The following is a 26,353-nucleotide window of genomic DNA, read 5'->3' as shown; positions in this document are numbered from 1 at the left end:
CGATGCGCTGTCGATGCGGTGGGCATCGTTGCGCGCCAAAGGTCACATCGCGACCAGCGATGCGCCTTTAGTTCAGGACGGCAGGTCTGGGAGGATACGGGTCAGGCGGGATCGTATGCCCCGCAAGAATTGGGCTGAAGCAATCTCGCGCCGTCTCGACCGAGGACAGCTCAAACAGCGGTCCAAAGACGGGCAAGGCCACGAAACTTCCGCAAAAGGCGGAGCATGCCGCGGCCGTCATGGCCTTCTGATCGTCGCCGCAGCCGTGACATTTGCCTTTCATCGGCATGTCGGTCGCGGCAGCCATGACCATGCTCACGTCAGCATGCGCAGCACGTATGCCATGCGGAACCAGCCCCACGATGAACGTGAGGGCAAGCGCCAGTCTCATGACGCGGCCAAGCTTCTCCGACATGCGACTAAGATAACGACCAGCGTCGAGAATAGCTAGGCCATTGGCAGGAGCCGCAACATCAACCGGCGCTGCGGTTCACGGGTTTGTGAGCCCGATATCCTGCCAGTAGCAGGCTGGCTTTCGATCTCCATCTGCGCCCGGTGGCACTGCTTACGGTCCCGAGAGGTATTTAACGAGCGCCGCAATGCCGAGAATGAGAAGGATGAGGATGAGTACTCCGATCAGAGCCATCTCCCAACCCATGCCACCCATCATGTTCATCATGCCATCCATCATGCCTCACACTCCCTAAGTAGCCCGATGGCTTGGCTCGTTCATCATGCGCAGCATTGCCGGACGCCGGTCCTTAGAAATCTCCAGACAAGCGCAGTTGCTAGCGCGAGAACGGCGATATTCAACACGGTGGTGTAGATGAGTGCGATCGATGCTTCAGTCACCTTGGCGTGGCGGGCCACACCGCGGCCCAGTCCATCACAAAATAGTGGCTGATCGCGAAAGATCCGGTCGGAAACCCATTTTCAAGTAAATAATGCTGATGCCGGCATGCCGCGCTGCAGCCAAGACGCGAGCTGTGGGCGCAATGGCGTTCCGGATGCCGGAAATGTCGATGCCCGCAAGCGCGAACATCCCGCCCTCAGAGCCGAAGTCATTCTGCATATCGACAACGATGACGGCGCTCTGAGTTGGGTTGATGGAAAGAGCCTCAGGCTTCGCTTCGATAGCGATCTGCCCGGATGATCGCATGTCATCGTCCCCTTGAACGAGCACTCAGGGTACGCCTAGAGCATCGCGCCGACAATCCAGATGGCGTCGCGAAACGCCACTGATGCGACGTCCGCACCTGGACCTGGCCCCAACTCGGACCTCTGGCGCGGTCCGCTATCGTGCCCACTATCAGGAGTACGCCGGACCTCATATGCGCCTTGATCTCCGGCTGGAAGCTGACCACGCGGATCGCCACCCTTGGTCTCAGCTTCGCGGATGAGGCGTTTCAGGCGCTGGCTACAGCCAGTTGCCCCGACCGACAGAGCGCAGCGAAGTGAACCCGCGCACGCCGAGATGGAGTTGCGGACGCGGATACTGTGGAGTTACTGTGCACTGCTCCGGAGCATGCGCCTATGCCCACAAATCCCTTCATCGATATCGGTCATTTCCTGAGTGCGATGACGGGCGACTATCTCAGTCTCGGAAACTGGCGCTATCTGATCCTGGCGCTGTTCTGGGCGCTGCTGTTCGCCAGCATTGCATTGGCCTTGCGGAATTGGCAGGAGGATTCGGAGCAACGTACCGGCCGACATCTCGGAATCTGGCTGGTTCGGGTGCTGGTCGGCTGTATGTGGTTTCAGGGCATGTTATGGAAGCTGCCGCTACCTCTGTCGGGCGGTCTGCAATACTGGACCGAACAGGAATCGACCAACGCGGCGTTCGAGTTTCACCGCAGCTTCATGAAGGATGTCGTGCTCCCGAACATGACCATCTTTGGGCCAATCGTCTTTGTTGCCGAGCTGGCATTCGCTGGGTCGATGATGCTCGGGCTTGCGGTGCGATTGCTGGGCGTGCTGGCCATCGCCTATGTGCTGCAGCTCTGGCTCGGCCTGTATGGCAATTCGTCCGAGTGGCCGTGGACGTACATGTTTTTGGCCATGCTGATGTTCCTGCTCACACTCGATGGCGCCGGCCGCAGTCTTGGCCTTGATGCCTGGTTGCGCCGCCAAATCCCTGCGGTGCGCGACGGGAAGGGATTAATCGGCGGGTTTTTCCACATGGCGGGCTAGTTGCGATCGTTTGAGTGAGAGAGTGACGACGTTGAGCCAACCTCGTGAACTCACAAGAGCCGACCGGCCGCACGAGATGCTTGGCGGGCATTTGATCGCTCTATTTCGCGCAGCCTCGCTTCTTGCGGTGCTGGGCCCAACTTGCGCGTACGCGGCCGATATCGGTTATCTGGCCCCATCAGGCGTCTCGGCATCGGAGTTCCCCTCGCCCCAGCGCCCGGTTGCGCCGATTGTCAGCCCAGGCCGCTCCGACGAGAGGCACCGTGACTCCCTGGATGAGACCGGCGAGATTGCTCGGCGTCTTGTGTTGAAGCCCGGCATGACGGTCGGTGATATCGGCGCCGGCCGTGGCTACCACACGGTTCGGCTCTCGCCCCTCCTCGCCTCCAAAGGCTCAGTCATTGCTGAGGACGTCACCCGAGATTACCTCATCGAGCTCGCCAGGCGCATCGAACGTCTTCGACTGACAAACGTCACATTAGCGCTGGGCGAACCGCACGACCCACGCCTGCCCGCCTCCTCGCTGGATGCCGCCATCCTCGTGCACATGTATCACGAGATCGCCCAACCCTATGCCTTTCTCTATAATCTCGCGCCTGCCTTGAAACCGGGCGCGCGGATCGGAATTGTCGACCTTGAGCGTCCGACCTCCGAACATGGCACGCCAATTGAGCAGTTGCGTTGCGAAGCGAGCGCCGTCGGTTATCGCGAGATCGCCACATATCAGCTCGCAGGCGATGGCGGATACCTCGCTGTCTTCTCCCCGCCGAATAAGGAAAATCGAAAGTCTCCCCGGGATATCGTTGCCTGCGAAGATCGTGCCGGCACGCGCTGACTAGCTCCTCTTGCCGTGGTCTCGCAGCTCGAACGCGAGACGAACAAACGTCGCCGAAATCGACCAGGCTGCCTTGATGCCGGCGATGAGATTGCCGGAGACCTTCGACACTCCGCCGAATTCGGCGCCGCTGTCCGACAGCGATCTCAAGCATCGGTACACGCGCCGCGGCGACCCGCATCAACATCTCCAGATTCCAGCCAAATGTCTCTTCCTTCATATTGAGACGTATGAGCGCATCCCGCCGGATAGCGCGAAACGGCGACAGATCCGTGAAGTTTGCGCCATAGACGAAGCGCGGCAGAAGCCTGCCGACGTGGGCAGCGATGACCTGCTGTGGTGCCAGGCTGCCGGGCTCACGTGGGCCGCGAACACGCGAGCCGAGTACGAAGTCGGCTTGCCCAGCAATGATCGGCGACACCAGATCAGGAATGAATTCCGCAGGATCGCTGCCGTCGCCGTCGAGGAAAACCAGAATGTCGGCGTTATCACGCACAGCGGCGATGCCAGCCTGGATCGCGCGCCCGTAGCCGCGTCGCGGCTCGACAATTACGCGCGCTCCGGCGGCCTCAGCGCGCTCGACCGTACGATCTCGCGAGACCCCGTCGACCACGATGACCTCGCTTACATTCTGGCCGAGCACCGCCGTCACGACCCAGCCGATGGCCGCTTCCTCATCAATGCAGGGAATGATCGCCGAAACCACCGGCCGGCGCTCGCTCTGTTCGCTCTCCTTGATCACCTGGCTCACAGGCTCCAGCGCAGGCCGCAATTGGCGCAGCACTTGGGTGGCTCGTCTGACAAGAGCGCTGCCCGAAAGTCCCGGTAGGCGGGCCCATTCCAGATGTCCCGCAGGGCCTGCTGCCGGGCATGACCGAGGGTGTAGTTGTCATAGCCATGCTGCGAGAACGGCGCGATACAGCATGGCAGCGCACGGCCATTGGCCGTAAAGTACATCAGCGACCATGGCCGCCGGCAGAGCGACCATGGCGAAAGGTCTCCGCCACCCTTGAGGCTTAAGCTGGGCTCGCTCGTTGCGCCCGATGCGCTGAAGGTCATGCCAAGGGAGCGCGCGAGCTCCTCAGCCTGCTTCAGGTACGCCGCTTCCTCCTCCGTCAGGCGCTCGAACAGCGCCTGATCCGGCCGCGCCTTGCCAATGGCGAATTCATCGAAGAATACGAGCCGTTGCAGATAGACTTCCTTGACGCTGATCTCCGCCGCAATTTGCACAAAGGCCGGAAGCTGCTCGACAGTCTCTCTCAGACCGGTCAGCCAGAAGGATACCAGCGGCTTAGAGTGGCCCTCCCGCTCCTGTAGTTCGCGAAATGCTCGCACGTTGCGGATGATGCGGCCGAAATAATCTCTGCCGCGGATCGCCTTGAAGCTCTCGCGATTTGACGCGTCAGAGAGACGCGCAGTTCATCAAGGCAGGCGTCGATCAGCGCACGGCCGTTGCGCTCACTGAGAACCGTTCCATTTGTGTTGAAGACGACATAAACGCCACGATCCTTCAGGTATCCGACCATGCGGGGCAGATCAGCGACCAGCATCGGCTCGCCGACGCCGTGCAGAACCGCCCGCGCAAGACCGGGGACCTGATCGACAATCGATACGAACAAGTCCCAGCTCATGTCCGCCGGCGGCTCGAGCTGCTCGTAGGTGCGCGGGCAAGTGGTGCACAAAAGATTGCAGCGGTTGGTTACCTCCAGATAAAGGCAGACTGGCGGGCGCTGGGCGACCTCGGTGCGCTCGCCCGCGACCAACTCGTGGTAGCGGCGCGGGTCGAACGGCGCGTGAGGGTTTTGCGCTTCGCGGGAAAGGCTCATTGCAACAGCCTTGCCTCTATGGTCCGCGGCATGCGGGTCCTCCAGACGACGAAGGCCCAAGCCAGCAAAAGACCTCCAAACAGGATTGATTTGCTTACCACCCTTGGAATGTAGAAGTCCCAGTCGAGTTGTTCGGACAGCAGCAGCGCTCCGATCGAAACGACCCAGGTGGGCGCGGAGCCGCACAAGGCGGCAAACGGCGCAACAATCAGAAAATACCAGGGGTAGTTCGGCGACCACAACAGGAAAGCAAGAAGCAACAGCATGTTAATGTCGGCAACACGCGACGCGATGCTGTGATCAGAGCTGCGGGCAACCATGAGCCCCTTGAGCATGAGGACCAGCCCGGCCAGTGCCACGTAGACGGCAACGTCGCGCTCATGCTCGCCGAACACAAGCCGCCAGAGCGACAACAGCCAGATATCGTTGCCGGCAACGATCCCCTCTTGGTTGAAATAGCCCTTGGTCAGGAACCCGAGAACGCCCCAGCCGACCGACAGATAAGGAAGGTAACAAAGCGCGATGACAGCGATCACAACGAGCGGCATTTCAGGGTCCCACGGCCGCCAGATCCCGGCGAGCACCGGCGCCGCATACGGTTTCACCAGCGTCGATAACGCGATCACGGCGGCCCCGCGCAGAGCGGAGCCGGTCAGGGCAACCCATAGGCCCAGCAGCACCAGCGCGACCATGAGCGCGTCGACGTGGCCGCTGTTGGCGATCTCCCACAGCGGCAGCGGATGCCAGAGATAGGCGATCACGCGCGTCACCGGGCGGTGCATGCGCCGCAGCAGCCAGCATGATCATCGTGACGGTGACGGCCTCGCACCCCAACAGTGCGAGGCGCATCGTCGTCACGCTTTCACCAATCCGCGTGACAACGAGGAAGAAAAACTGCGCCACGGGAGGATAGATGGTGACGGCAGAGTCGGCCCGGTTGATGTGCGGCAAGATCGCCCCGTCGCGCAGAGATGCCAATGCCTCATGAGCCGGGAAATAGCGGTACGGATTGATACCTGCGGCCTGAACCCTGCCATCCCAGACATAGCGATAGATGTCATTGGACAGAAGGGGATCGAACGCCAGCACATAGGCTCTCAGAACGATCGCCAAGCCAAAAATGAGCCATAGCGCGCGATCGGGTGGAGCCTGTTCGGCCATACTTGTCGCTAAGATCGTCAGCAGACCTGCAAGAATGGTCAGAGCAATGAAGGCATTATCACCGGCTGCCTCGAAGGCAAAGGGGGTCACCAGAGTGAGACCAAGCAGGACAACGCCAATACCGGCCAGCCGATGAAGCGGAGGCATTGTGGTGACCGAGCGCGCCAGTCCGCCGAATTCACTCACAATGGTGCCCGCAATTGGCTTCATGGGTCTATCCGCTGCGCAGCCTTGAGAAAAACTCGGCTCGCCCGCGCCAGACCACCACCGCGAAAGCGCGCCGAATTGCCGGCCAATTCGTCCTTAAGCCAAGTTAGCCCTTCAATGTCGTCGATATCGTACCATTCCGGCAGCAGTATCGTGGCAAGTCCGATCTCGGCGGCGCGATCGCATGTGCTGCGAGCTACGGTCTCCGTCCCCCATGCGATGCGCGTGAATAGCTGCCGATGTGGGCGCTTTAACCCAATGAGGTAATAACCGCCATCGCTTGCTGGCCCGAGCACCATTCTGTCGCCGGGCTCGCGAAGAGCTTCGATAGCCCGGACCAGGAAACGGGCAGGAAGGGTTGGGCTGTCGCCATTGACGAGCAAAACGCAGTCGTGTCCGTCGAGGAGGTCGCGCGCGGCACCGAACAGCACATCTCCGAGATCGTCACCGACTTGCAGCAGAAGCCCGAACGTTGCGGGAAGCAGCTCCCGCATGATGTGCTCGACCCCCGCGGGCGCATAGACACCATAGCCGCGCCTGCCGAGGCTCTCCGGGACCGTCTCGATGGCGTCGGCGACGTCACGCAGAAAGCAGGCCGAGAGCTCCGAGGCGGCTACCGCGCCAATAGCCGTCGCAAGCCTGGTCTTTGCGCGGCCCGGCTGCGGCGCCTTACAGATGATCCCGATCGCCGCAACGCTCATAGCAGGAGCCGGAGCCGCGGGCGATCGGCCGCGATCGCGATCAATGGCCGCCACGCCAGGCAAACCTCCTTACGCAATCGCCGGTCGCTCGCAGCGCTTTTCGCGACAGCGGACCAGCGCCAGCCCCCCTGCTGCGATGATTGTCTCCGCCGGCCGCAGCCGGAACAAGCAAAAGGTGCGACCGACGTCTAAAAAAATATCCTCCGGGTGACGTAACCAGATCGCTTTGAGCGGCGTATTAATTTGGGGGTAGTTTGGCGTGGAGAAACCAACAGCGAGTATACGGAAGCGGTTGTGCCGCACACTGGGCGTTCAGACCCGACAACATCCGCTGCAGTGCAATACAGCCGCCTGCACCTAGTTCAATCGACCGAGCACGACGGAGGGCTGTTATGGACCACGAGACTGCAGTTTCGCAGGCCAGGGAGATCGCCGACCGCATACTGGCGCCGGCGGCACGGCAAAACGACAAGGATTCTCGATTTTCGTCGGAGGCAGTCGCGGCGCTCGGCTCGGCCGGACTGCTGGGGATGATGCTGCCCACCGAAGTCGGCGGCTCGGCTCTCGGACCAAGGACCCTCGCTGCCATCATTGCGACGCTTGCGGAAGCGGACGCGTCGGCCGCGATGGTCTATTTGATGCACATGTGCGCCACCGCGACGATCGCCGCGGCCCGTCCCGGTGCAGCCGTCGTGCAGACGTTGAAAGATATTGCAGCCGGTCAGCACCTCACCACGCTGGCATTCAGCGAAGCCGGATCGCGCAGCCACTTCTGGGCGCCTGTGTCGCGAGCGATCCGTAGTGGCACTAATGTGCGCATCACGGCCAAGAAATCGTGGGTGACGAGCGCCGGTCACGCGCAAAGCTATGTTGTCTCGGCGCTGGCTCCTGAAGGGAAGAGTCCGACCGATTCAACCCTTTACCTTTTCGCCGCTGGTGCGCCTGGACTGTCGGTCGCCGGCCCTTGGGATGGTCTCGGGATGCGCGCCAACGCTTCCGCGCCGATGATCCTTGAGGACGCCGAGGTCGGATCGAGTCTTCAGCTGACCGACGACGGAGCGGGCTTCAAGGCGATGCTGGAAATCGTGCTTCCGCTGTTCAACCTCGGGACATCGGCGGTCGCGCTAGGCCTTTGCCGGGCCGCCGTGGCGGGGACCACAGCTCACCTCAAGAGCGCTCGCTTCGAGCATCTGGGCCAGACCCTCGGCGAGAGCCTGCCGACGCTTCGCGCGCAACTTGCGACAATGCAAATCGACACTGATGGGCTCGCCGCGCGCGTCGACGATCTCGTCGGTCACCTCGAGCGCCCCCGAGATACCACCATGCTGCGCGTGCTCGAGTGCAAAGTGTCGGCGGGTGATGTTGCTATCGGCGTCACTTCGGCGGCGATGCGGGTGTGCGGAGGTGCTGCGTTTTCCAAGCATCTGGCCATCGAGCGATTGTTCCGCGATGCCCATGCAGGCGCGGTCATGGCGCCGACGGGCGATGTTCTGCGTGAATTCATCGGCAAGGCCGTGTTGGGAATACCGCTGTTCTGAGCGCGGCAGGGTTGCCCTGCTGGCCGCGCTCAGATCGCGATTGATCGCATTTGAAATCAGGCGTGACAGGCGAGGAGTAATCATGAGCCAGACGATCTGGGTAGGTGCCGTCGCATACGATCCGAAGGTGGTCAGTATCTGGGAGGGCATGCGACGCTACTTTCACGAGGAGGCGCATCTCGCCGTCGAGGTCGTATTGTTTCAGAGCTACGAGGCCCAGGTCGCAGCGCTGCTGGCTTTGCCGGGCGAGCGGCTGCCGCGGATCGACATCGCATGGAACACGAACCTCGCCTATATCCAGGCCGATGCCTGGAGCGACAAGCGCTGCCGCCCGATCGCGATGCGCGACACCGACGTCGGCTGGATGACCAAGATCGTTGCGGTCACCGGTGGGCCGGTCGCTACGCTTGGCGATCTCAAGAACCGGACCCTGGCGCTCGGCAGCCGCGACAGCGGCCATGCGGCAATCCTCCCGGTTTATTTTCTAGAGCGCGAGGGACTGATTGAGGGGAAGACTACCGAACGCTGCGCTTCAACACGGACCTCGGTAAGCACGGTGACACCGGGACGAGCGAGTCCGACGTCGTTCGCGCGGTGCTCGACGGCCGCGCCGATGCCGGCGCAATCGGCAGCCCATTCTGGAACGCGGTGCGAACGGAGCGTCTGGTGCCGGGGGTGCGCTGACCGAAATCTGGACCTCGCCGCCATATAATCACTGCATGTTCACTGCCCGATCCGATCTGGACCCCGCGTTGGAGCAGCACTTTGCCAAAGCACTATTCGCCATGAGCTACGACAACCCGACGCATCGTGCTGTGCTCGAGGCCGAAGGGCTGCGCCAGTGGATAGCGCCGCAGCTTGCAGCCTACGCCGAATTGCGGGAAGCATCGGCGCAACAAGGCTTCTTAACGCGCCCCTCGGCTTAGCGATAGAGAGCTCCGCCCCTATCAGGCGCAATTGAAGATCATTGCCAACCGGCGCTGATGCTCATTTTCGCGATCAAAGGCACGGCGCACGGCTGCAAAGGATTCGGCGAGCGGAAAGATGTCGTGGCTGACCAGCAGGTCATTATCCTCTGCTCCGACCGGATGCCAAAACACGCCTTCGGCGGTAATCGTTACCTCAGGAATTAGATCCGCCCTAGCCAACGCAATGCCCTGTGTGGCGGAGCCTCGCAGGACAATTCGCCGGATCACCCGGTTCTCCTCGCTGACGTGACGAGCATCCAGGAAGCTGCGGAATTCCTCGGCTTCCGCGTCACTTGATACCGTCGCCGCCAATCGCACCCGGAATCCTTCGGCGCGCGCCAGCTCAACTCCTCTCCAGGCGCGTGCCCAGGTTCCCTTTCCACGGTGGCCGTCGTGGCGCTCCGGCGTCGGACTATCCAGGCTGATCTGAAATGTTACGCGCTCACGCGGCAATGAGCGCAGCGTTGCGAGCCGACGTCCGGCAAACAGCATGCCGTTGGTGAGGACCGTGGTCGGCGCCGCCGCTGCGCATGCGGCAAGGATCTCGCCGATATCTGGCAACATGAATGGCTCGCCGCCGGTCACAAAGATTTCCCCCACACTGAGCTCGGCCGCCTCGACAGCGATACGTCGCACGCGCTCGATACCAAGAGCCCGCCGCGGAGCTTTGGGTGAGGAGCGCACGCAGCAATAATCGCAGCTTAGGTTGCAGTCGAAGTTCGTATAAAGCCATAGACGAGAGCCGACTGGCCGATCTTCGACGCTTTCAGGAGCCTCTCCGTACCGAACTACCCAGCGGGTGCGACCTTGTTCAACGGCCACGTCAACCAAACTGTTACGGGTGAAGCGACACCATGCCTCAAGGTCGGGGCCGATGCTTGAATCGCCGCTGATCAAGGCCACCAGATCGCCCTTACGGCTGCGGCGCAGCGCGTCTATCAAATCAGCCAGGAGGCCCGAGGCAAATGTCTTGGTGCCGGCATCGAATTCGAGCTTAGCGGCCATTCTCATAAGGCGATACTATAGGTTTTGCCCAAGGAAATCCAAAGCGTTGTTGGATGGTCGACCAGACGTTCGCGTCTACAGCAAGGGTGTCCGCACCAAAACCGATTTCATCAGAAGGCAATGAACAAGGACAATCCAGAGCGCAAGCTTGCTGCGCCGATCGGCTGGATGTCTTTCCGCCCACAGGCATTCTGGCTTCTCATCCTCTACCAACTGCTCGACCGACGAGTTACTCCTCTTTCATGCCTCACAACGTGATACGCTTTCGCGTGTTAGCTTATCGGTGGCCAACAAATCCTCTCGACCCCGGTATTCCATAGCAATTCCGATCAGTGGCCCGAACCCATTGCATCTCACTCAAGCGGTTGGCGGCTCAGCCTCTGAGTAGCTGTTTTGGAATATCCCGCCAGGACGTGGCATCTCGAGATGACCACCGTTTCTTTCTTGCGAGCACGGACGGCGTCCAGGCTTGACCGTCGTCGCACTCCTGTGATGGAGGCGAAGCCACTCCGTTCAATGATAGCGAAATGCGGATTTGCCCCTCACTGTCGATCACCATCTCCGCTGCGCCAGCTTCCTTGGCGGCGCGGATCACGCGAGCAATTTCACCTTGAGTGATCTTGGCCGGACGACGCGGCATGGAGCGCACTAGAATCCCAGTATTCGTCAGAACAGTGATGAAATGGGCCAGACAATTGTGAAGGATTTAGCTGGCTGACCGCAACTAGAGGGCCGGACACCTTAGCGCGAAAAAGATGCGGCCTTCGGGCTGCGTGCGGTTATCTCTCTAGGGCGGCGCACCACTTTCCAGTGGGTTACGACGGCGAATAACTGCTCCTCAAGTAGTTTCAAAAAGAAACTATCATATATTTCAATGACTTACGCGCTTGGTGCGCTCGGAGGGACTCGAACCCCCACGGTGTTACCCACTGCCACCTCAAGGCAGCGCGTCTACCAGTTCCGCCACGAGCGCTAGGAGATGCCGGCCTGAGGTCGTTAGGCTGGCCGGATCAGCGGCCGCCGATCTAACAAATCCATCAGGGGGATACAAGCCTGCAAGGGCCCCGAATTCCACAAGCTTGGCAGGAAAGTTTCCGGCCCCTTCCCCTGGGATCGGCCTATCGGGCGCCCAGGGCGCTACCGCGTCCCCGGCGTGCGCGGCAGCATCTGCTTGACCTCGACCGCGATCCGGTTGCGGTCGACCAGCACGACGCCGGAGGCGACCGGCAAATTGTTGGCCAAGACCTTGACCTCGTCGGCCTCGGTTGCGTCCAGCTCGATGATGGCGCCGCGCGAAAGGCGTAATACCTGATAAATCGGCATGGTAGTCGTGCCGAGGACGACCATGAGATCCACGGTGACTTTATCGAGTGTGGGCACTGTCAGGACCGCCGCAACTTGGGACTTCGAACCAAAGGACTTGGTATTTGCTCCCGTGATGATCACCACGTTATGGTTAGCCAATGGTTAATTCGCCTGAAAGCCCCCGCCAAAACCAGCGTCAAGAGCTGGATTTGACGTCATTTTCCGCCGCCAGCGGCGAGCCCGTCGCGTGGCTCATCTCGGACGCTCCGGTGCCCTATCCGGACGCGGTGGCCGCCATGGAGGCCCGCGTCGCGGCGATCGCCGCGGGCGAGGCTCCCGAGCTGGTCTGGCTGCTCGAACATCCCCCGCTCTACACCTCCGGCACCTCGGGCAAGGAATCCGACCTGCTCGATCCCCGATTCCCGACCTTTGCGACCGGACGCGGCGGCCAGCTCACCTACCACGGCCCCGGCCAGCGGGTGGCCTATGTCATGCTCGATCTCAAGCGCCGCCGACCGGACGTCCGGGCCTATGTCGCGAGCCTGGAGGAGCTGATTCTGCGCACGCTCGCCGCCTTCAACGTCCGCGGCGAGCGGCGCGAGGACCGGGTCGGCGTCTGGGTGAAGCGGCCCGACAAGGGGCCGGAGCACGAGGACAAGATTGCGGCGATCGGCGTCCGGCTGAAGCGCTGGGTGTCATTCCATGGCATTGCAATCAACGTCGAGCCGGAGCTGTCGCACTTCGACGGCATCGTGCCCTGCGGCGTCGCCGATCCCCGCTACGGTGTCACCTCGCTGGTCGATCTCGGCCAGCTCGTGACCATGGCCGATGTCGATATCGCGCTCCGGCAGGCGTTCGAGGAGCTGTTCGGGCCGACCCGCGCGCTGCTGCCGGAAGCGGCGGTCTAACATTTTTGTTCGAGGCCGATCGCGCGTGTTCTCCGCTCGCCGCGGAATCGGCTATGTTTATTTCCGGTGCCGCCCACGCCTCCCCCCTCCGCCGGGAAAGCAGACGTCATGCCGGGCGATTTGATCATCGGACCGACTGTTCGAGCGCCAGGCATAAGGAGGGATTGCGCTTTCTGCTCGCAATGGGAGGTTCTCTCGATGAAGTTGTCTGCACCCATCTATCGTCTGAAGCGAAACGCAAGACGCCTGTCGCACGAGGAAGGCATTCCGCTCCACGCCGCGCTTGATCGCGTTGCTGCAGCGGAAGGCTTTTCCGCCTGGAGCATGCTGGCGGCGAAAGCTGCCGCGGTGACGCCGGCCAACAGGCTGTTTCCGCAATTCCGGCCGGGCGACCTCGTGCTGGTCGGCGCGCGCCCCGGGCAAGGTAAGACACTGATGAGCCTCGAGCTTGCCGTCGTAGCCATGCGGTCGGGCCATCGCGCTGCGTTCTTCTCGCTCGAATATACCGAGAAAGACGTTCTGGACCGCCTCCGCGCGATCGGCGTGGACCCCGTGCAGTTCGACAAACTGTTCGAAATCGATTGCTCGGACGCCATCAGCGCCGACTACGTCGTGAAGCAAATGGCCGCAGCTCCCCGCGGCACAGTCGTGGTGATCGACTATCTGCAACTGCTCGACCAGAGGCGGGACAACCCCGACCTCTCCGTTCAGGTGCGCGCGCTGAAATCGTTCGCACGCGACGGGGGATTGATCGTCGTCTTCATCGCACAGATCGATCGATCCTATGATCCCTCAGTCAAGCGCTGCCCCGATCTCAGCGATGTCAGGCTGCCGAATCCGCTGGACCTGAAACTGTTCGACAAGACGTGCTTCCTGAACAATTCAGAGGTTCAGTTCCGCGCCGCGAGCTGAAATTCAGGCCGCGGGTGAGATCATCACCCGCGGCTTCCTGTCTCACGCCGCCTTGAGCGAAACCGCGAGCTTGCCGGCGATGTAGCGCCGCTCCTGAGTCAGGCCGCCAAAGCCATAAGCATCGCCCTTGACCTCGTCGACGTGCAGATAGGTCTCGGGATGCAGCGGGCCCAAAAGCTCGGCCATGCGCTTGAACATGGCAGCGAGATAGGCCGCCTTCTCGTCCTTGGTGTTGGTGCCTTCGCTGACGTGGATGTCGATCCAGTAGCTCGCAAGCTTCTGCTCGGCGAGCGACTTGCCGCCGGCGAACCAGTCGCTTGCATCGACCGATTTCACGATGATGGCGGTCACCTCGGGATCTTTGTGCAGGATCTTTGCGGTGAGCTCGGACACGGCGTTCGCGATGTCGGCCTTCAGCGACGGCGACTGACGGGACGTGGTGTAGGATACGGTGATCAGAGGCATGATGGTTCTCCCCAAAATGTCGCGCGATTTGCGCGGCGTCGGTCCGGAAGCTAGACCTCCCCTCGTCATTTTGATATCTTATCTCTATTGATACCAGTGATAAAGATTGATAATGGCATCCACACTCGACATCGCGACCGTCCAGGCCTTCCTGCTGGTTGCCGACCTCCAGAGCTTTACCCGTGCCGCCGAAGTGCTCGGCACGACCCAGGCTGCGGTCAGCCTCAAGCTGCAACGGCTGGAGACATTGCTGGCAAAACGTCTTGTCGAGCGTTCACCGCGCGCGGTCCGGCTCACCGCCGACGGCGCCGCGTTCCTCGATCGCGCCCGCGCGCTGATCGCAGCGCATGACCGCGCGCTCTCGGGCGAGGCATCGGTCGCGCAGTCGCTTTCGCTCGGCATCTCCGACCACGCGGCGGGCCCTGAGCTGGTGCCGCTGCTCGAACGGCTGCATGCGATGTCTGCTAATCTCACCCTCGCCGTCACCATCGGCTTCTCGCGCGAAATGCAGGATGCTTACGACGCGGGAGAACTCGATGCCGTGATCGTCCGCCAGGAAGGCAGCCGCCGCGGCGGCGAAAAGCTGACCGAGGACGAGTTCGGCTGGTTCGCCGCGCGCCGCCTCACGCTGCCGAAGGGCGAGCCGCTGCCGCTCGCAACGCTCTCCCCGCCCTGCGGCGTCCGCGCCATCGCCGTGCGTGCGCTGGACAAAGCCGGCATCGCCTGGCGCGAACGCTTTGTCGGCGGCGGCGTCACGGCGGTGGTCGCAGCTGCGCTTGCCGGACTTGCCATCGCGCCGCTGGCGCGGCGGATCGCACCTCCCGGATTGGTCGACATCGGGCCGGCGCACAAGCTGCCGAAACTCGGCAGCTCGAAGGTGATGCTGCATTCGAAGGTCAGCGATCCCGCCAAGCTGGCGGCGCTGCGCGCGGTGGCCGCGACCTTCCGGAGCGTACCGGCTTGAGACCGCGAGCGCTCACAGGATCGCCTCGAACGCGCTGCGCAGCGTCTCATGGGGGTGGCCGATCTGCATACGGCCCCCTGATGTTTGCCTAAAAATGTCCCAGATCCCAGGAACCAATCCGGCGCCCCCAGCGTTTGTCCCCGTCGAGGCGGGGTCCGGAATGGTAAAAAAGTCTAATCAACAGAGAGACTTGTTCGAGAGCGAACGCAGTTTCCGGCTGTTGGTCGAAGGCGTTGCGGACTACGCCCTCTATATGCTCGATCCCGCCGGGATCATCACGAGCTGGAACATCGGCGGCGAGCGCATCAAGGGCTACGCGCCCGAAGAGATCCTCGGCCAGCATTTTTCCCGCTTCTACACCGAGACCGACCGTGCCAACGGCAAGCCCGCGCGCGCTCTGGGCCTCGCGCGGGAAAAGGGTCGCTTCGAGGAGGAAGGCTGGCGCGTCCGCAAGGACGGCACGTTCTTCTGGGCCAGCGTCGTGATCGATCCGATCTACGAGGACGGCGAGCTGGTCGGCTTCGCCAAGATCACGCGCGACATCACCGAACGCCGCAATACGCAGATCAAGCTCGAGGCGATGCAGAAGCAGCTCGCCGAATCCCAGAAGTTCGATGCGCTCGGCCAGCTCACCGGCGGGGTCGCCCACGACTTCAACAATCTCCTGATGATCATCAGCGGCAGCCTCCATATGCTGAAGAGAGGGGCCAAGGACGAGGCAAAGCTTCAGCGCGCGATCTCGGCCATCGAGACCGCCGCCAAGCGCGGCGCGGCGCTGACCAACCAGCTGCTCACCTTCGCGCGGCGGCAGAGCGTCAATCCGCAGGCGATCGACTTCGCCGAGCGTATCGCCGCGATCCGCGAGGTGCTCGATGCCGGCGTCGGCAGCTCGGTGCGCCTCGCCTTCGACATCAGCCCCGATCTCTGGCCGATCAAGACCGACGTCTCCGAACTCGAGACCGCGCTGCTCAACCTCGTCATCAATGCCCGCGATGCGCTGCCCGACGGGGGCACGGTGACGATCGGTGCGCACAACGTCGTGCTGCATGAGGACCCCTTCGCCGGCAGGTTCGTCGCGATCAACGTCACCGATACCGGGCTTGGCATTCCCGATGACGTCCTCGACAAGATCTTCGAGCCGTTCTTCACGACCAAGCCGATCGGAAAAGGCACTGGCCTTGGCCTCTCCCAGGTGCACGGCTTTGCTCATCAGGCGGGGGAACGATCAAAGTCGCAAGCGAGCTCGGCAAAGGGACCACCTTCACCATCCTCCTGCCGCGCGCAGACGACGCGCCATCGCGTCAGACGGCGGGAGCATCACCGTTCCGCGGCAGCGGCACGGTGCTGCTGGTCGAGGACAATCCCGAGGTCGCATCCGTCAGCGTCGGCCTGCTGGAACAGCTCGGCTACAGCGTGCGCAGGGTCGCGGATGCCGAAGCCGCGTTGCGCGAGATCGAGACGAACGGCGTCGACTTCGTCTTCTCGGACATCGTCATGCCCGGCAAGATGGACGGGCTCGGCCTCGCCCAGCATCTGCGCCAGATCCGCCCCGGCCTGCCGATCCTGCTCGCCACCGGCTATAGCGAGGTCGCCGCCGGCGTGCGCGGCGATTTCCCGATCCTGCGCAAGCCCTATGAGATCCACGAGCTGAGCGAGGCGATTGCCAAGCTGCCGCGGTGATTGTTCTGTTCGAGAGCTTGAGGCACCGAAGCCTCCTCGCCGTCATGGCCGGGCTTGTCCCGGCCATCCACGTCTAGCCCCGTCGCACGAAGAACGTGGATGCCCGGGACTAGGCTGTGTACTCATTAAGCAGCTGTGCTCCGCTCCGGGGTCTCGGCGTCAAAATGCGCGGTCGCAACCACAACCGGCCGCGGCGGTTCGGCTTTTTGCGCCACGGTATCCTTGCACCCGGCCAGCGCAGCGGCCATAAAGGCCAGCGAGGGGCGTCTCCCCCTGCTAATCGCTATCAGCTTGCGCGGGATTGCGCGCGGTGACGATCCACGTCGCGCCGTCGATCATCACCGACCGCTCGCCGGGGCAGTCCGCGAAGGCGGCACGAACCGCGGCCGAGGCGCGGGCGCGGATGTCGTCGGGCTGATCAACAAGCGCGCGCGACAGCGGGCCGACCTCGAACGTCATCTTCACCGCGTCGTCGATCGCCGCGTCCCGCGTCGCGCCCTCGCCAAACGGGACGGAAGCATCGAAGGGCGCGATAGCGATATCGTTGAAGCCGGCCCCCGTCAGGATGCGCGCCACCCGCCCCCGGTCGCCGAACGAGAACGGGCCGGGCGTTTCGGGATCGGGCGGCGCGGTCGCCGGGACGATGCCCTTAATCGCGCCCATCGGCAGGCGCATCCAATCGTTCTCGGCCGCGCCACGCCAGCAGACGAAAGCGACCCGCCCGCCCGGCTTGAGCGCGCGGCGCATATGGGCGAACGCGCCTGTCGGATCGTCGAAGAACATCACCCCGAAACGCGAGAACAGGATGTCGAACGCCCCCTCGGGCAGCTCGGCGCTGCTGGCGTCGGCGACGCGGAACAGGGTTGGCGTATCCTGTGGCGCGAGCGCGCGCGCTCGGGCGATCAGCGGTTCGGATATGTCCACGCCCAGCACTTGGCCCCCCGCGCCGACGCGGGCGGCCAGAGCCAGAACTCGACGCGCCCGCGCCGCAGCCGACGTCCAGCACGCGCTCGCCCGTCGCGGGCGCGGCGGCTTCGATCGCGGCCTGACCGAACACGGCCGCTATGGCGTCGAGCCGGGCCTGGTGGGCGACCCAGCGCTCCCCGCTTTGGTCATTCCAGCCGGCGGCTCGATCGGCATTGTGCTGTGCCATGACATATCCTTGTTCTCTAAACTGTCCGATGCCAAAGCGCGCATCGTCTCCAGCGAGCAGCGAGGGCGAACGGGATGAAGCGATCCATTCTCCGCTGATCCTTGAGAGGAACGACCAGATCCGGATCGAAGCTCCGTGTACATCGTCAGCCTTCAGAGCCCCCGCTTGTTCGATGAGCTCCGCACGCCAGCGCCCCTGCAGTTAACCGTCCACTATTCTTTTCAAAGTGGCCCTTTGCATTGATCACGGCGTCAGACGATTTGAAAAGGCTGCCATCTTGTTCGCGAGGCCGGCGATCACCATGGCTTTTCCTTCCATAAGCGCCCGAACACCGCTCGCGGCGACCGGACGAGGCTTCATGGTGAGGAGGCGCAGCAAGGCCGTTGTGGCTGCGCCGGCTGCCGCATCGAAGCCCGTCGCGGTGTGCCCCGGGCAGAGAGTGGTAACAACCACACCATGCGAGCGGAGTTCGTCGTGCAGGGCCTCGCCAAGGGCGAGTACATATGCCTTGGTCGCCGCATAGGCCGCGTAGCTGGGAACGGCTTGGAAGGCCATGAGACTGGCGACGAGAAGGATATGTCCAGAGCGCCGCGCGGCCATGTCACGGCCGAACAGGTAGGTCAGCTCTGTGAGCGTCGTGATGTTGAGCTGGATCATGTCTGTCGTGCGCTCGATCGGCGTGTCCAACAAAGCGCCGTGCAAGCCGTATCCGGCATTGTTCAGCAAGATGTCGATCGTCACCGACCTCGCATCGAGACTGCTTTTCAAGTGGCTGGCGGCGCCCGGCGCGGCAAGATCGATCGCCTCGACCAGCACGTCCACCCCGTATTTGCGGCGGAGATCGGCGGCAAGCTTTTCCATCGACTCCCGCCTTCGGGCCGCCAATACGAGATTGACTTTCTGCGCAGCCAGGAGATCTGCGAAGTCGAGGCCGAGGCCACTCGACGCCCCGGTGATCAGAGCCCATTTTCCGGCGAAGCTGTTCATTGGTTCTTTCGACATCGTTCTCTTCCTCAACTCCAATTCGGTGGCACGCGGCAACCGGAGAAGGGAATCTGCGCTCTCAAACCACCATCGACTGCTGGGCGAAGATACCCGCCATCGCGCCCTGCGATGATGCCTGGGTGACCGAGGGCAAGAAGGGCGTGGTGAGGTCGCCGGCGGCGTAGATGCCAGGCGTGCTGGTTTGACGGCGTTCGTCGACCTTGAGGACGATGCCGGCGGGCGTAGCCACGGTGGCAAGGCCCAGTGCTTCATGCAGGCTTGCGGACGGCTTGTTGCGCGGATTGGCGAACAGGATGTCGACCGCGACATTGCGGCCGGTATCGAGATTGACGGTGGCGATATGGCCCTGGTGATGGGCGATCTCGACGATCCGGCCATCGACGAGAGGTATGTTGCGGCGCGCCAGATCGGCCTGGATATCGGGCGGAATGTCGTGACCATCGGCGAAGAGCGTCAACTTGTCAGTCCAATCGTGGAACAGCCTGACCTGATTGTGCGACTGCGGGCTGGACCAGACGAGGCCCCGAATGCTGGCCGGCGACTTCAAAGCCGTCGCAATAGGGGCATGGCACGATGGACGTGCCCCAGCTTTCGGCGTAGCCCGGAACATCAGGCATCTGGTCGGCGACGCCATAGCTCAGGATCAGACGACGCGCCGCAAGGCTTTCACCATCGCCAGTAAGGACAGAGAAATTGTCGATGGCGCCGGAGACGCTGTCGGCCCGGGCACTGACAAGCTTGATCGCGGGATAACGCGCCAACTGCCGCCGCGCCTCCGCCAGGATGTCCAGCGGCGGCTTGTGATCGTGGCCGAGCAGTCCATGCGAGTGGCCGGCGAAGCGGTTGCGTGGCAGACCGGTGTCGAGAACGGTGACCTTGCGGCGGGCGCGGCCGAGCTGCAAGGCGCCGGCGAGACCGGCAAAGCTGCCGCCGATGATGATGACGTCATCCATGGTGATGGGCTCCGTGTTGTGGATGGAGGGAGACGAGTTGGGCTTGGCGGTGGCCTGAGCGCGGGCGAGGCCGATGGCGGAAAGCGCAGCCAACTTCGGCAGGGCTCGTCGTTCCATCGAAGGAGTCACCCTACCCCCTGGCTTGCACATTTCAGATACTTCATGGTATCGTAATTCAAGAATTAGGATACTGTCAAGTACTGGAATTGCCGTGACCGAAAACAGCCAGGGCCGGCGCGGCCGGCCCGCCAACGAGGCGCTTGGCCAAACCATCATCGACGCCGCGCGCGAGCTCTTTGTGGAGTTGGGTTTTCAAGCGACGACATTGGACAAGGTCGCCCAGCGAGCGAAGATATCCAAGCTCAGCATCTACAGGCACTTCGAGAACAAGGAGGCGCTGTTCGGCGCGGCCATGGCGGCCGGCTGCCATCAGTTGTTTGCACCACAGGCCCTTCTTGAAGGCGTCGACGGTTCGGTCGAAGATCAGCTCGTGGCGGTGGGATCATCACTGCTTCGCACGCTGTTGAGATCAGACGTCCGCAGCCTCGAAGCCATGGTCATGGCCGACAAGACGAGTCAAAACGCGTTAAGCAAGCTCCATTTCGAAGCCGGCCCCGCCCATGTCATCGCCGAAATCGAGGCCCTGTTGCGTCAGTTGCACGCGAAGGCGGTTCTGAACGTGCCCGATCCTCTCCGGTCCGCCCGCTTGTTCGCCGCGCTTTTCAAAGGATCCGATCTCCTGATGATCGCACGCTTCGATCAGGCGAAAGCAGAGGACGACAACGAAATCGAATCCTATTGCCGGTCGGCCGTCGCCATGTTCATCGCCGCGCACCGTGACAACGACCAAGTGGGCGGAGATTTGCCTGCCTCAAGGTCAAAAAACAAAATTTGAATCGTGCGTGACCTAGTCGGCCAGCAGGTCAAGGCAGGCAGCCGATCATGAAAATTGACGAGTCGGCCGCACGGTCCGACTAACGTCCGCTTTGAATCATTTTCGACGAACTCAACGAGGGCTGTCGGTTAGCTGAAGCTTTGCCCAGAGAGCGCCGAGCCAGGCCAGAAGCGTTGCGCTTGGACCGCCCCCCATGATTCAAACTCCCAAACTGGGGGGACGAATCATGCGCTACGAACTCGCCGACTATGAATGGCTTGCCATCAAGCCGATGCTGCCAAACAAGCCTCGTGGCGTTCCTCGGGTAAACGACCGACGCGTTTTAAACGGCATCTTCTGGGTCCTGCGATCCGGGGCACCTTGGCGCGATCTGCCGGATCATTTTGGCCCTTACACGACCTGCTATAACCGTTTCGTCCGTTGGCGGCGGGCTGGTGTCTGGGGCCGCATCATAGACGCACTTGCCACTGCTCATGATGCCGCTGTCCAGATGATCGACACCTCTATTGTCCGCGTGCACCAGCATGGAGCCTGCGTTACGAGAAACCAGCGCCAATCGATGGGAAGGTCACGCGGCGGCTTGACGAGCAAAATTCATGCGGTGGTCGATAGCAATGGTCTGCCGGTACGGCTGGCGCTGAGCCCCGGTGAGGCGCACGACGTTCGACTAGCCGGAAAACTGCTGTCTCGTCTGAAATCCGGGGCAATGTTACTCGCCGACCGTGGCTATGACGCCGACTGGATCAGAGAACTTGCGATGAAGAAGAGCGTGGGCCAACATCCCGCCAAAGAGCAATCGCAGCGATCCGATCTGCTTCAGCCCGTATCTCTATCGCGCTCGCAACCAGGTCGAGCGGTTCTTCAACAGGATCAAACAGTGCCGTCGCGTGGCAACTCGCTATGACAAGCTGGCAGCGAACTATCTTGCTTTCGTTCAGCTCGCCTCGATCAGGCTATGGCTTCGCGTTAATGAGTCCACGTCCTAGCCCGGGCATGACGACCTGTTGCGAGCGTTCACACCGTCGGCAACACCGAAAACGCCTCCCCTGCCCGGCGCAGGTTTAGTTCATCCGCACCGGCGGTCTCGCTGGTGACGCTGTCGACGCGTGAGGACGGCGGGCCGTGGCGGCACAGTGCCACCATGTCGGCGACGTGCTTGGGCGCGCCCGCGAACAGTGCCTCGACGCTGCCGTCGCGGCGGTTACGGACCCACCCTTCGAGACCGCTGGTGGTCGCTTGGTACTCGACCCAGGCGCGGTAGCCAACGCCCTGGACGCGACCGCGGATCATGACCTGGAGGATCGCCCTGCTCATTTTTTCAGCCCAAGAAAGTTGGCGCTGCGCGCCCTCACGTCGGCCTCGCGCATGACGCGGTTGGTCAGTTCCGCTGCGGGCAATCCCTTCAGCGCTTTCGGCGCTGTGCCGTCACGCAACGCTTTCTGAACCTCGTACACGGCCTGCGTTGCGGCCGCGATCGGGGCATGCCCCTGGAGGGCGATGCGCACGCGTTGGCTCTCGAGATAGTCGGTCGCGTTCAATTCCTCCGGCGCGCCGCCGAGCACGAGCGGCAGGTGCGTGGCGGATGCGATGGCCGCAAGCTCCGCGCGCGACTTGATCCCGGTGAAGAACAGCGCGTCCACACCGGCGGCCTCATAGGCCACGGCGCGCCGGATCGCATCTTCGATCGAAGTGATCGAGGCAGCTCCAGTGCGGCCCATGATCACGAGCGAGGGATCGCTGCGGCCATCGAGCGCCGCCTTCATCTTGCCGACGCCTTCCTCGAGCGGGATCAGCTGCGTCTTCGCCTCGGCGAACGCCGCCGGCAGCAGCGTGTCCTCGATGGTGAGCCCGGCAGCCCCCGCTGTCTCCAGCTCCTGCACCGTTCGGCGCACGTTCAGAGCATTGCCATAGCCGTGATCGGCATCGACGAGGACGGGGAGCGCGGAGGCGCGCGACATCCGCCGTATCTGCTCGGCAAGCTCGGTGAGGGTGATCAGCGTGACGTCGGGATCGCCGAGCACGGCGAGCGAGGCCACCGAACCGCCGAACATGCCGAGCGGAAAGCCGAGGTCCTCGGCAATGCGGATCGAGATGGCGTCGTAGACCGAGCCGGGACGGACGCAAGTCCCGCCCGACAGGATCGATCGCAGTTTCTCGCGGCGGGAACGAAAGGCCATGGTGCTGTCTCGGTCGATGCGAACACACTCTATCGTCGTCCTGGCGAAAGCCAGGACCCATTACCCCAACTGTACATTGTCGCTGCAGGTGATGGCTACGATCTCCGTCAACAACTGCTCCCTGGGGTAATGGGTCCTGGATCGGCGTTCGCTCCGCTCACTTGTCCAGGACGACATTGGGCAATAGCCGAGACCAGTCTTACGCAAACTCCAAGATCAGCGCGTCCACCGCGAGCGTCGCGCCGGCGCTGGCGTGGATCTTCTTCACGGTGCCGTCCTGCTCGGCGCGCAGCACGTTCTGCATCTTCATGGCTTCGACCACAGCGAGCGTCTCGCCGGCCTTGACCTCCTGCCCTTCGTTCACGGCGATCGAGACCACGAGGCCCGGCATCGGACAGAGCAGCTTCTTGCCGGTATCGGAGGCCGTCGTCACCGGCATCAAGCGTGCCGAGGCCGCTTCCGCCTCGGTCCAGACATAGACCGGCACCTCGACGCCCTGATGCGCGAGGCGGATGCCATTGGCAATCGGCCGCGCCTGCACCGCGATGAACTGGCCGTCGATGGTGCCCTGCCAGACCGGATCGCCGGGCTTCCACGGTGACTGCAACAGATGCGCATTGCCGGCCTTGCCCTCGGCATCGATGAAGCGCACCGCGATCGCCTCGCTCTCGCGTCCGACCTCGAGCAGGATCTCCTGGTGATCGAGCCAGACCGCGCGACGACGCTCGCGCTGTACGATGCGGCCGCCTGAACTGGCCCGAGATCTGCCGCTTGCGCTCGCCAAGCACATGATCGATGGCGGCGCCGACCGCAGCGATCCGCCGCGCGACCTCGCCTTCGGGCACGCGCACCGCAAAGCCCTTCGGGAATTCCTCAGCGATGAAGCCGGTCGAGAGCCGGCCTTCGCGCCAGCGCGGATGATGCATCAGCGCGGACAGGAACGGGATGTTGTGACGGATGCCGTCGACATAGAACGAGTCCAGCGCGGTGGCCTGCGCCTCGATCGCGGCGGCGCGCGAAGGCGCATGCGTGACCAGCTTCGCAATCATCGGATCATAATGGATCGAGATCTCGCCGCCCTCCTGCACGCCGGTGTCGTTCCGCACGGTGATGCCATCCTTGCTGGCTTCCGCCGGCGGACGGTATTTCACCAGGCGTCCGATCGAGGGGAGGAAGTTGCGGAACGGATCTTCGGCATAGAGGCGCGATTCCACCGCCCAGCCGGTGAGCGTGACGTCCCTCTGCGCGATCGCGAGCTTCTCGCCGGCGGCAACGCGGATCATCTGCTCGACGAGATCGATGCCGGTGACGAGCTCGGTGACGGGATGCTCGACCTGGAGGCGGGTGTTCATCTCCAGGAAGTAGAAGCTCTTGTCCTGCCCTGCGACGAACTCGACGGTGCCGGCGGAATCGTAGTTCACGGCCTTGGCCAGCGCGACGGCCTGCTCGCCCATCTTGCGGCGGGTTTCCTCGTCGAGCAGCGGCGACGGCGCCTCCTCGATGACCTTCTGGTTGCGCCGCTGGATCGAGCATTCGCGCTCGCCGAGATGGATCACGTTGCCGTGCTTGTCGCCCAGCACCTGAATCTCGATGTGGCGGGGATCGACGATGAATTTTTCGACGAAGACGCGGTCGTCGCCGAACGAGGCCTTGGCCTCGGCCTTGGCGAGGTTGAAGCCTTCGGCGACCTCGGCCTTGGAGTGCGCGATGCGCATGCCCTTGCCGCCGCCGCCGGCGGAGGCCTTGATCATCACGGGGTAGCCGATCTCGTCGGCGATCCGCACCGCGTGCTTGTCGTCCTCGATGACGCCGAGATAGCCCGGCACGGTCGAGACCTTGGCCTTGGCGGCCGCCTTCTTGGATTCGATCTTGTCGCCCATCGCTGCGATCGCGCCCGGGTTCGGGCCAATGAAGACGAGGCCGGCCGCCTCCAGCGCGCGCGGAAACGCCTCGCGCTCGGACAGGAAGCCGTAGCCGGGATGCACGGCCTCGGCGCCGGTCTTGCGGCAGGCGTCCACGATCTTCTCGATCACCAGATAGCTCTCGGCCGCAGCGGGCGGGCCGATCAGCACCGCCTCGTCGGCCATCTCGACATGGAGGGCATCGCGGTCGGCCTCGGAATAGACCGCAACCGTCTGAACTCCCATCCGGCGGGCAGTCTTGATGACCCGGCAGGCGATTTCGCCGCGATTGGCGATCAGAATGCGTTTGAACATGCTTTTCTTGAGTCTCGACCTTGGGCGGGGACCCTTTCCTGGCCGTTGGGGCCTATGGGAAACGGGCCGTGTGGCCCCCGTGGTACATCAAAATGGGCCGGAGGCAACGGTCTAAATCCCTCCCCTCTGGCGTACCAGCGCAAGACCGGAACGGGCTTGCGGAGCGGGGCCTGCGGGCCCTGGCACCGCCTACGGCTTCCCGGCCTTGGCTACGTCCCGCACGAGGCTGTGAACAAAGCCCAGTTTGGCGATCACTGCGGGCGACAGGATGAAAGGATAGAGGTCGCGCAGGCCCATGGCGCGGTTGACGCTGTTCATGGCGAAGGTAAAGGGCAGCCATGCGCTGACCAGCGCCTCCACATCCCGGGCCTCGTAGGGGTTGAAACGAATGCGCGTCGTCAGCTCCCCGTCGCGGTCGACCTTGGGGCGTACCTCCATGCCGAACTCGGCGGCCATCTCCAGCGTGTTGACGATGTGGAGATAGTGCGCCCAGGTCTCGGCGAAGTCTTCCCACGGATGCGTCGTCGCGTAGGCCGAGACGTAGTTCTGCTGCCAGTCCGGCGGCGCGCCTTCGGCATAATGGCGCTGCAAGGCCTGGCCGTAATCGGCCGAATCGTCGCCGAACATGGCGCGGCATTGGTCGAGCTTGCCGCCGTCCCGCACCAGCACGTCCCAGAAATAGTGTCCGACCTCGTGGCGGAAATGCCCGAGCAGCGTCCGGTAGGGCTCGCCCATCTCGAGCCTGCGCCGCTCGCGCTCGATGTCGTCGGCCTCGGTGAGAGCGATCGTGATCAGGCCGTTGTCATGACCGGTCATGACCTTCTCCCCGCTGTGCGGATCGTCGGCGAGGAAATTGAAGATCAGCCCATGCTTAGGGTTGTCCTGCCGGGTCTGGAGCGGCAGCTTCCAACGGATCAGGGAATAAAACAGGCGGTGCTTTGCCACCTCCAGCCCGCGCCAGCCGGCGAGCTGCGCCGGATCCGACAGATCCGGCACGATGCCGTTGTGACGACAGGCGCGGCAATAGCCCGTGCCGTCGACCGTATCCGTCAGCCAGTTGCAGGAATCGTATTCGGCATTGCGGCACAGCATGCGGATTTCGCGCGCGTCGGTCAGCGTCTTCCAGGCCTCGCCGTCGGGCTCGACGGCCGACATCGTCTCCTTCTCCGGCAGGAAGGCCACGCGGTGACCGCAGCGTTCGCAGGCGCGGTTCTCGAAATAGAGGACGTTGCCGCAGGCCTGGCAGACAAAGAGCTTCAAGATTTAGCCTCTTCGCAAAGGGAGTCTTG

At 62.9% G+C, this 26,353-nt stretch carries 26 protein-coding genes, 1 tRNA gene and 6 pseudogenes; 12 read left to right on the top strand and 21 right to left on the bottom strand.

The window, feature by feature from the left end; all coding sequences use genetic code 11:
• Window positions 1-67: 67 nt before the first annotated feature.
• The 3 genes from ACSKB8_RS27620 to ACSKB8_RS27610 form a co-directional block, all read right to left on the bottom strand.
• Complete coding sequence (locus tag ACSKB8_RS27620) at window positions 68-415, bottom strand: hypothetical protein (RefSeq protein ID WP_438107667.1); 348 nt, start codon at window positions 413-415, stop codon at window positions 68-70.
• 150 nt (window positions 416-565) lie between these two features.
• Window positions 566-691: a hypothetical protein gene (locus ACSKB8_RS27615; protein WP_438107666.1), complete on the bottom strand. Its 126-nt coding sequence runs from the start codon at window positions 689-691 to the stop codon at window positions 566-568.
• A 195-nt stretch (window positions 692-886) separates the two neighbouring features.
• Window positions 887-1,159, bottom strand: a complete 273-nt coding sequence (locus ACSKB8_RS27610) for an isochorismatase family protein (protein ID WP_438107664.1) — start codon at window positions 1,157-1,159, stop codon at window positions 887-889.
• A gap of 419 nt (window positions 1,160-1,578) precedes the next feature.
• Between ACSKB8_RS27610 and ACSKB8_RS27605 the strand changes: the two genes are divergently transcribed.
• Window positions 1,579-2,190, top strand: coding sequence for a DoxX family protein (locus ACSKB8_RS27605; protein WP_438107663.1), 612 nt, complete (start codon window positions 1,579-1,581; stop codon window positions 2,188-2,190).
• Window positions 2,191-2,266: 76 nt separating this feature from the next.
• The gene (locus tag ACSKB8_RS27600; protein ID WP_438110696.1) at window positions 2,267-3,025 is read left to right on the top strand and encodes a class I SAM-dependent methyltransferase; all 759 of its coding nucleotides are present in this window, start codon (window positions 2,267-2,269) and stop codon (window positions 3,023-3,025) included.
• A gap of 289 nt (window positions 3,026-3,314) precedes the next feature.
• On the opposite strand, the pseudogene ACSKB8_RS27595 reads toward ACSKB8_RS27600, so the two are convergent.
• The 6 genes and pseudogenes from ACSKB8_RS27595 to ACSKB8_RS27570 form a co-directional block, all read right to left on the bottom strand.
• A pseudogene (locus tag ACSKB8_RS27595) lies at window positions 3,315-3,668 on the bottom strand (glycosyltransferase family 2 protein); the annotation flags it as partial.
• Between the two features lie 104 nt (window positions 3,669-3,772).
• Window positions 3,773-4,360, bottom strand: coding sequence for an SPASM domain-containing protein (locus ACSKB8_RS27590; RefSeq protein ID WP_438107661.1), 588 nt, complete (start codon window positions 4,358-4,360; stop codon window positions 3,773-3,775).
• Window positions 4,294-4,851 carry a radical SAM protein gene (locus ACSKB8_RS27585; protein WP_438107659.1) on the bottom strand — a complete coding sequence of 186 codons (558 nt, stop codon included), beginning with the start codon at window positions 4,849-4,851 and terminating at the stop codon, window positions 4,294-4,296. The genes ACSKB8_RS27590 and ACSKB8_RS27585 overlap by 67 nt, the downstream gene beginning before the upstream one ends.
• Entirely contained in the window at window positions 4,848-5,399 is a 552-nt protein-coding gene (locus ACSKB8_RS27580) for a hypothetical protein (RefSeq protein ID WP_438107658.1), read from the bottom strand. The genes ACSKB8_RS27585 and ACSKB8_RS27580 overlap by 4 nt, the downstream gene beginning before the upstream one ends.
• A 1-nt stretch (window position 5,400) precedes the next feature.
• Window positions 5,401-6,222 carry a hypothetical protein gene (locus ACSKB8_RS27575; protein WP_438107657.1) on the bottom strand — a complete coding sequence of 274 codons (822 nt, stop codon included), beginning with the start codon at window positions 6,220-6,222 and terminating at the stop codon, window positions 5,401-5,403.
• Window positions 6,219-6,920 (bottom strand): TIGR04282 family arsenosugar biosynthesis glycosyltransferase, encoded by a 702-nt coding sequence (locus tag ACSKB8_RS27570; RefSeq protein ID WP_128955626.1) that lies wholly within the window; start codon window positions 6,918-6,920, stop codon window positions 6,219-6,221. The genes ACSKB8_RS27575 and ACSKB8_RS27570 overlap by 4 nt, the downstream gene beginning before the upstream one ends.
• A 392-nt stretch (window positions 6,921-7,312) precedes the next feature.
• Between ACSKB8_RS27570 and ACSKB8_RS27565 the strand changes: the two genes are divergently transcribed.
• The 3 genes from ACSKB8_RS27565 (at window position 7,313) to ACSKB8_RS27555 (ending at window position 9,384) form a co-directional block, all read left to right on the top strand.
• Window positions 7,313-8,458, top strand: a complete 1,146-nt coding sequence (locus ACSKB8_RS27565; RefSeq protein ID WP_438110694.1) for an acyl-CoA dehydrogenase family protein — start codon at window positions 7,313-7,315, stop codon at window positions 8,456-8,458.
• Window positions 8,459-8,540: 82 nt separating this feature from the next.
• Window positions 8,541-9,170 carry a PhnD/SsuA/transferrin family substrate-binding protein gene (locus ACSKB8_RS27560; RefSeq protein ID WP_438107655.1) on the top strand — a complete coding sequence of 210 codons (630 nt, stop codon included), beginning with the start codon at window positions 8,541-8,543 and terminating at the stop codon, window positions 9,168-9,170.
• Window positions 9,171-9,177: 7 nt separating this feature from the next.
• Window positions 9,178-9,384: a hypothetical protein gene (locus tag ACSKB8_RS27555; RefSeq protein ID WP_438107653.1), complete on the top strand. Its 207-nt coding sequence runs from the start codon at window positions 9,178-9,180 to the stop codon at window positions 9,382-9,384.
• Window positions 9,385-9,405: 21 nt separating this feature from the next.
• Here ACSKB8_RS27555 and ACSKB8_RS27550 read toward each other — a convergent pair whose 3' ends face one another.
• Window positions 9,406-10,431, bottom strand: coding sequence for an Rv1681 family radical SAM protein (locus ACSKB8_RS27550; protein ID WP_438107651.1), 1,026 nt, complete (start codon window positions 10,429-10,431; stop codon window positions 9,406-9,408).
• A gap of 120 nt (window positions 10,432-10,551) precedes the next feature.
• Here ACSKB8_RS27550 and ACSKB8_RS27545 point away from each other — a divergent pair, with 120 nt between their 5' ends.
• Entirely contained in the window at window positions 10,552-10,689 is a 138-nt protein-coding gene (locus ACSKB8_RS27545; RefSeq protein WP_438107649.1) for a hypothetical protein, read from the top strand.
• Window positions 10,690-11,319: 630 nt separating this feature from the next.
• Here ACSKB8_RS27545 and ACSKB8_RS27540 read toward each other — a convergent pair.
• A tRNA-Leu gene (locus ACSKB8_RS27540) sits at window positions 11,320-11,404 on the bottom strand.
• 164 nt (window positions 11,405-11,568) lie between these two features.
• Window positions 11,569-11,811, bottom strand: a complete 243-nt coding sequence (locus ACSKB8_RS27535) for a FliM/FliN family flagellar motor switch protein (protein WP_438110692.1) — start codon at window positions 11,809-11,811, stop codon at window positions 11,569-11,571.
• 83 nt (window positions 11,812-11,894) lie between these two features.
• Between ACSKB8_RS27535 and lipB the strand changes: the two genes are divergently transcribed.
• Both lipB and ACSKB8_RS27525 read left to right on the top strand, forming a co-directional pair.
• Window positions 11,895-12,644, top strand: coding sequence for a lipoyl(octanoyl) transferase LipB (lipB, locus tag ACSKB8_RS27530; RefSeq protein WP_370985737.1), 750 nt, complete (start codon window positions 11,895-11,897; stop codon window positions 12,642-12,644).
• A 198-nt stretch (window positions 12,645-12,842) separates the two neighbouring features.
• Complete coding sequence (locus ACSKB8_RS27525) at window positions 12,843-13,556, top strand: DNA helicase (RefSeq protein WP_370985736.1); 714 nt, start codon at window positions 12,843-12,845, stop codon at window positions 13,554-13,556.
• 42 nt (window positions 13,557-13,598) lie between these two features.
• On the opposite strand, the gene ACSKB8_RS27520 is transcribed toward ACSKB8_RS27525, so the two are convergent.
• Window positions 13,599-14,021, bottom strand: coding sequence for a tautomerase family protein (locus ACSKB8_RS27520; RefSeq protein WP_370985735.1), 423 nt, complete (start codon window positions 14,019-14,021; stop codon window positions 13,599-13,601).
• A 112-nt stretch (window positions 14,022-14,133) separates the two neighbouring features.
• Here ACSKB8_RS27520 and ACSKB8_RS27515 point away from each other — a divergent pair, with 112 nt between their 5' ends.
• Both ACSKB8_RS27515 and ACSKB8_RS27510 read left to right on the top strand, forming a co-directional pair.
• A complete protein-coding gene (locus tag ACSKB8_RS27515; protein WP_438107647.1) occupies window positions 14,134-14,985 on the top strand; it encodes a LysR family transcriptional regulator in 852 nt (283 codons plus the stop codon).
• Window positions 14,986-15,145: 160 nt separating this feature from the next.
• Window positions 15,146-16,665: pseudogene (locus ACSKB8_RS27510) on the top strand (ATP-binding protein).
• A 137-nt stretch (window positions 16,666-16,802) separates the two neighbouring features.
• Here the strand turns inward: ACSKB8_RS27510 and ACSKB8_RS27505 are convergent.
• From ACSKB8_RS27505 to ACSKB8_RS27490, 4 genes and pseudogenes are all read right to left on the bottom strand, one after another.
• Window positions 16,803-16,913: pseudogene (locus tag ACSKB8_RS27505) on the bottom strand (efflux RND transporter periplasmic adaptor subunit); the annotation flags it as partial.
• A 28-nt stretch (window positions 16,914-16,941) separates the two neighbouring features.
• Window positions 16,942-17,818 (bottom strand): annotated as a pseudogene (locus tag ACSKB8_RS27500) (class I SAM-dependent methyltransferase).
• Between the two features lie 243 nt (window positions 17,819-18,061).
• A complete protein-coding gene (locus ACSKB8_RS27495; RefSeq protein WP_438107645.1) occupies window positions 18,062-18,820 on the bottom strand; it encodes an SDR family NAD(P)-dependent oxidoreductase in 759 nt (252 codons plus the stop codon).
• 61 nt (window positions 18,821-18,881) lie between these two features.
• Window positions 18,882-19,776 (bottom strand): annotated as a pseudogene (locus ACSKB8_RS27490) (NAD(P)/FAD-dependent oxidoreductase).
• A 211-nt stretch (window positions 19,777-19,987) separates the two neighbouring features.
• On the opposite strand from ACSKB8_RS27490, the gene ACSKB8_RS27485 reads away from it, so the two are divergent.
• The gene (locus ACSKB8_RS27485; protein ID WP_271591156.1) at window positions 19,988-20,671 is read left to right on the top strand and encodes a TetR/AcrR family transcriptional regulator; all 684 of its coding nucleotides are present in this window, start codon (window positions 19,988-19,990) and stop codon (window positions 20,669-20,671) included.
• 226 nt (window positions 20,672-20,897) lie between these two features.
• A protein-coding gene (locus ACSKB8_RS27480; RefSeq protein WP_438107643.1) for an IS5 family transposase occupies window positions 20,898-21,657 on the top strand; the annotation gives its coding sequence in 2 pieces (ribosomal slippage) (window positions 20,898-21,439 and window positions 21,438-21,657; 762 coding nt in all).
• 28 nt (window positions 21,658-21,685) lie between these two features.
• Here the strand turns inward: ACSKB8_RS27480 and ACSKB8_RS27475 are convergent.
• The 4 genes and pseudogenes from ACSKB8_RS27475 to ACSKB8_RS27460 form a co-directional block, all read right to left on the bottom strand.
• Complete coding sequence (locus tag ACSKB8_RS27475) at window positions 21,686-21,985, bottom strand: acylphosphatase (protein ID WP_091889695.1); 300 nt, start codon at window positions 21,983-21,985, stop codon at window positions 21,686-21,688.
• Entirely contained in the window at window positions 21,982-22,848 is an 867-nt protein-coding gene (locus tag ACSKB8_RS27470) for an isocitrate lyase/PEP mutase family protein (RefSeq protein ID WP_438107641.1), read from the bottom strand. Before ACSKB8_RS27470 ends, ACSKB8_RS27475 begins: the two co-directional genes overlap by 4 nt.
• A 199-nt stretch (window positions 22,849-23,047) precedes the next feature.
• Window positions 23,048-25,064 (bottom strand): annotated as a pseudogene (locus tag ACSKB8_RS27465) (acetyl-CoA carboxylase biotin carboxylase subunit).
• Between the two features lie 189 nt (window positions 25,065-25,253).
• Window positions 25,254-26,324: a zinc-binding metallopeptidase family protein gene (locus ACSKB8_RS27460; protein WP_438107639.1), complete on the bottom strand. Its 1,071-nt coding sequence runs from the start codon at window positions 26,322-26,324 to the stop codon at window positions 25,254-25,256.
• Window positions 26,325-26,353 lie beyond the last annotated feature (29 nt).

It is taken from the genome of Bradyrhizobium sp. BR 1432 (genome assembly GCF_051547705.1).
Taxonomy (GTDB): Bacteria; Pseudomonadota; Alphaproteobacteria; order Rhizobiales; family Xanthobacteraceae; genus Bradyrhizobium; species Bradyrhizobium zhanjiangense.
The sequence above is the reverse complement of the archived record's forward strand: the minus strand, read 5'-3'. Positions and strand labels throughout refer to the sequence as shown.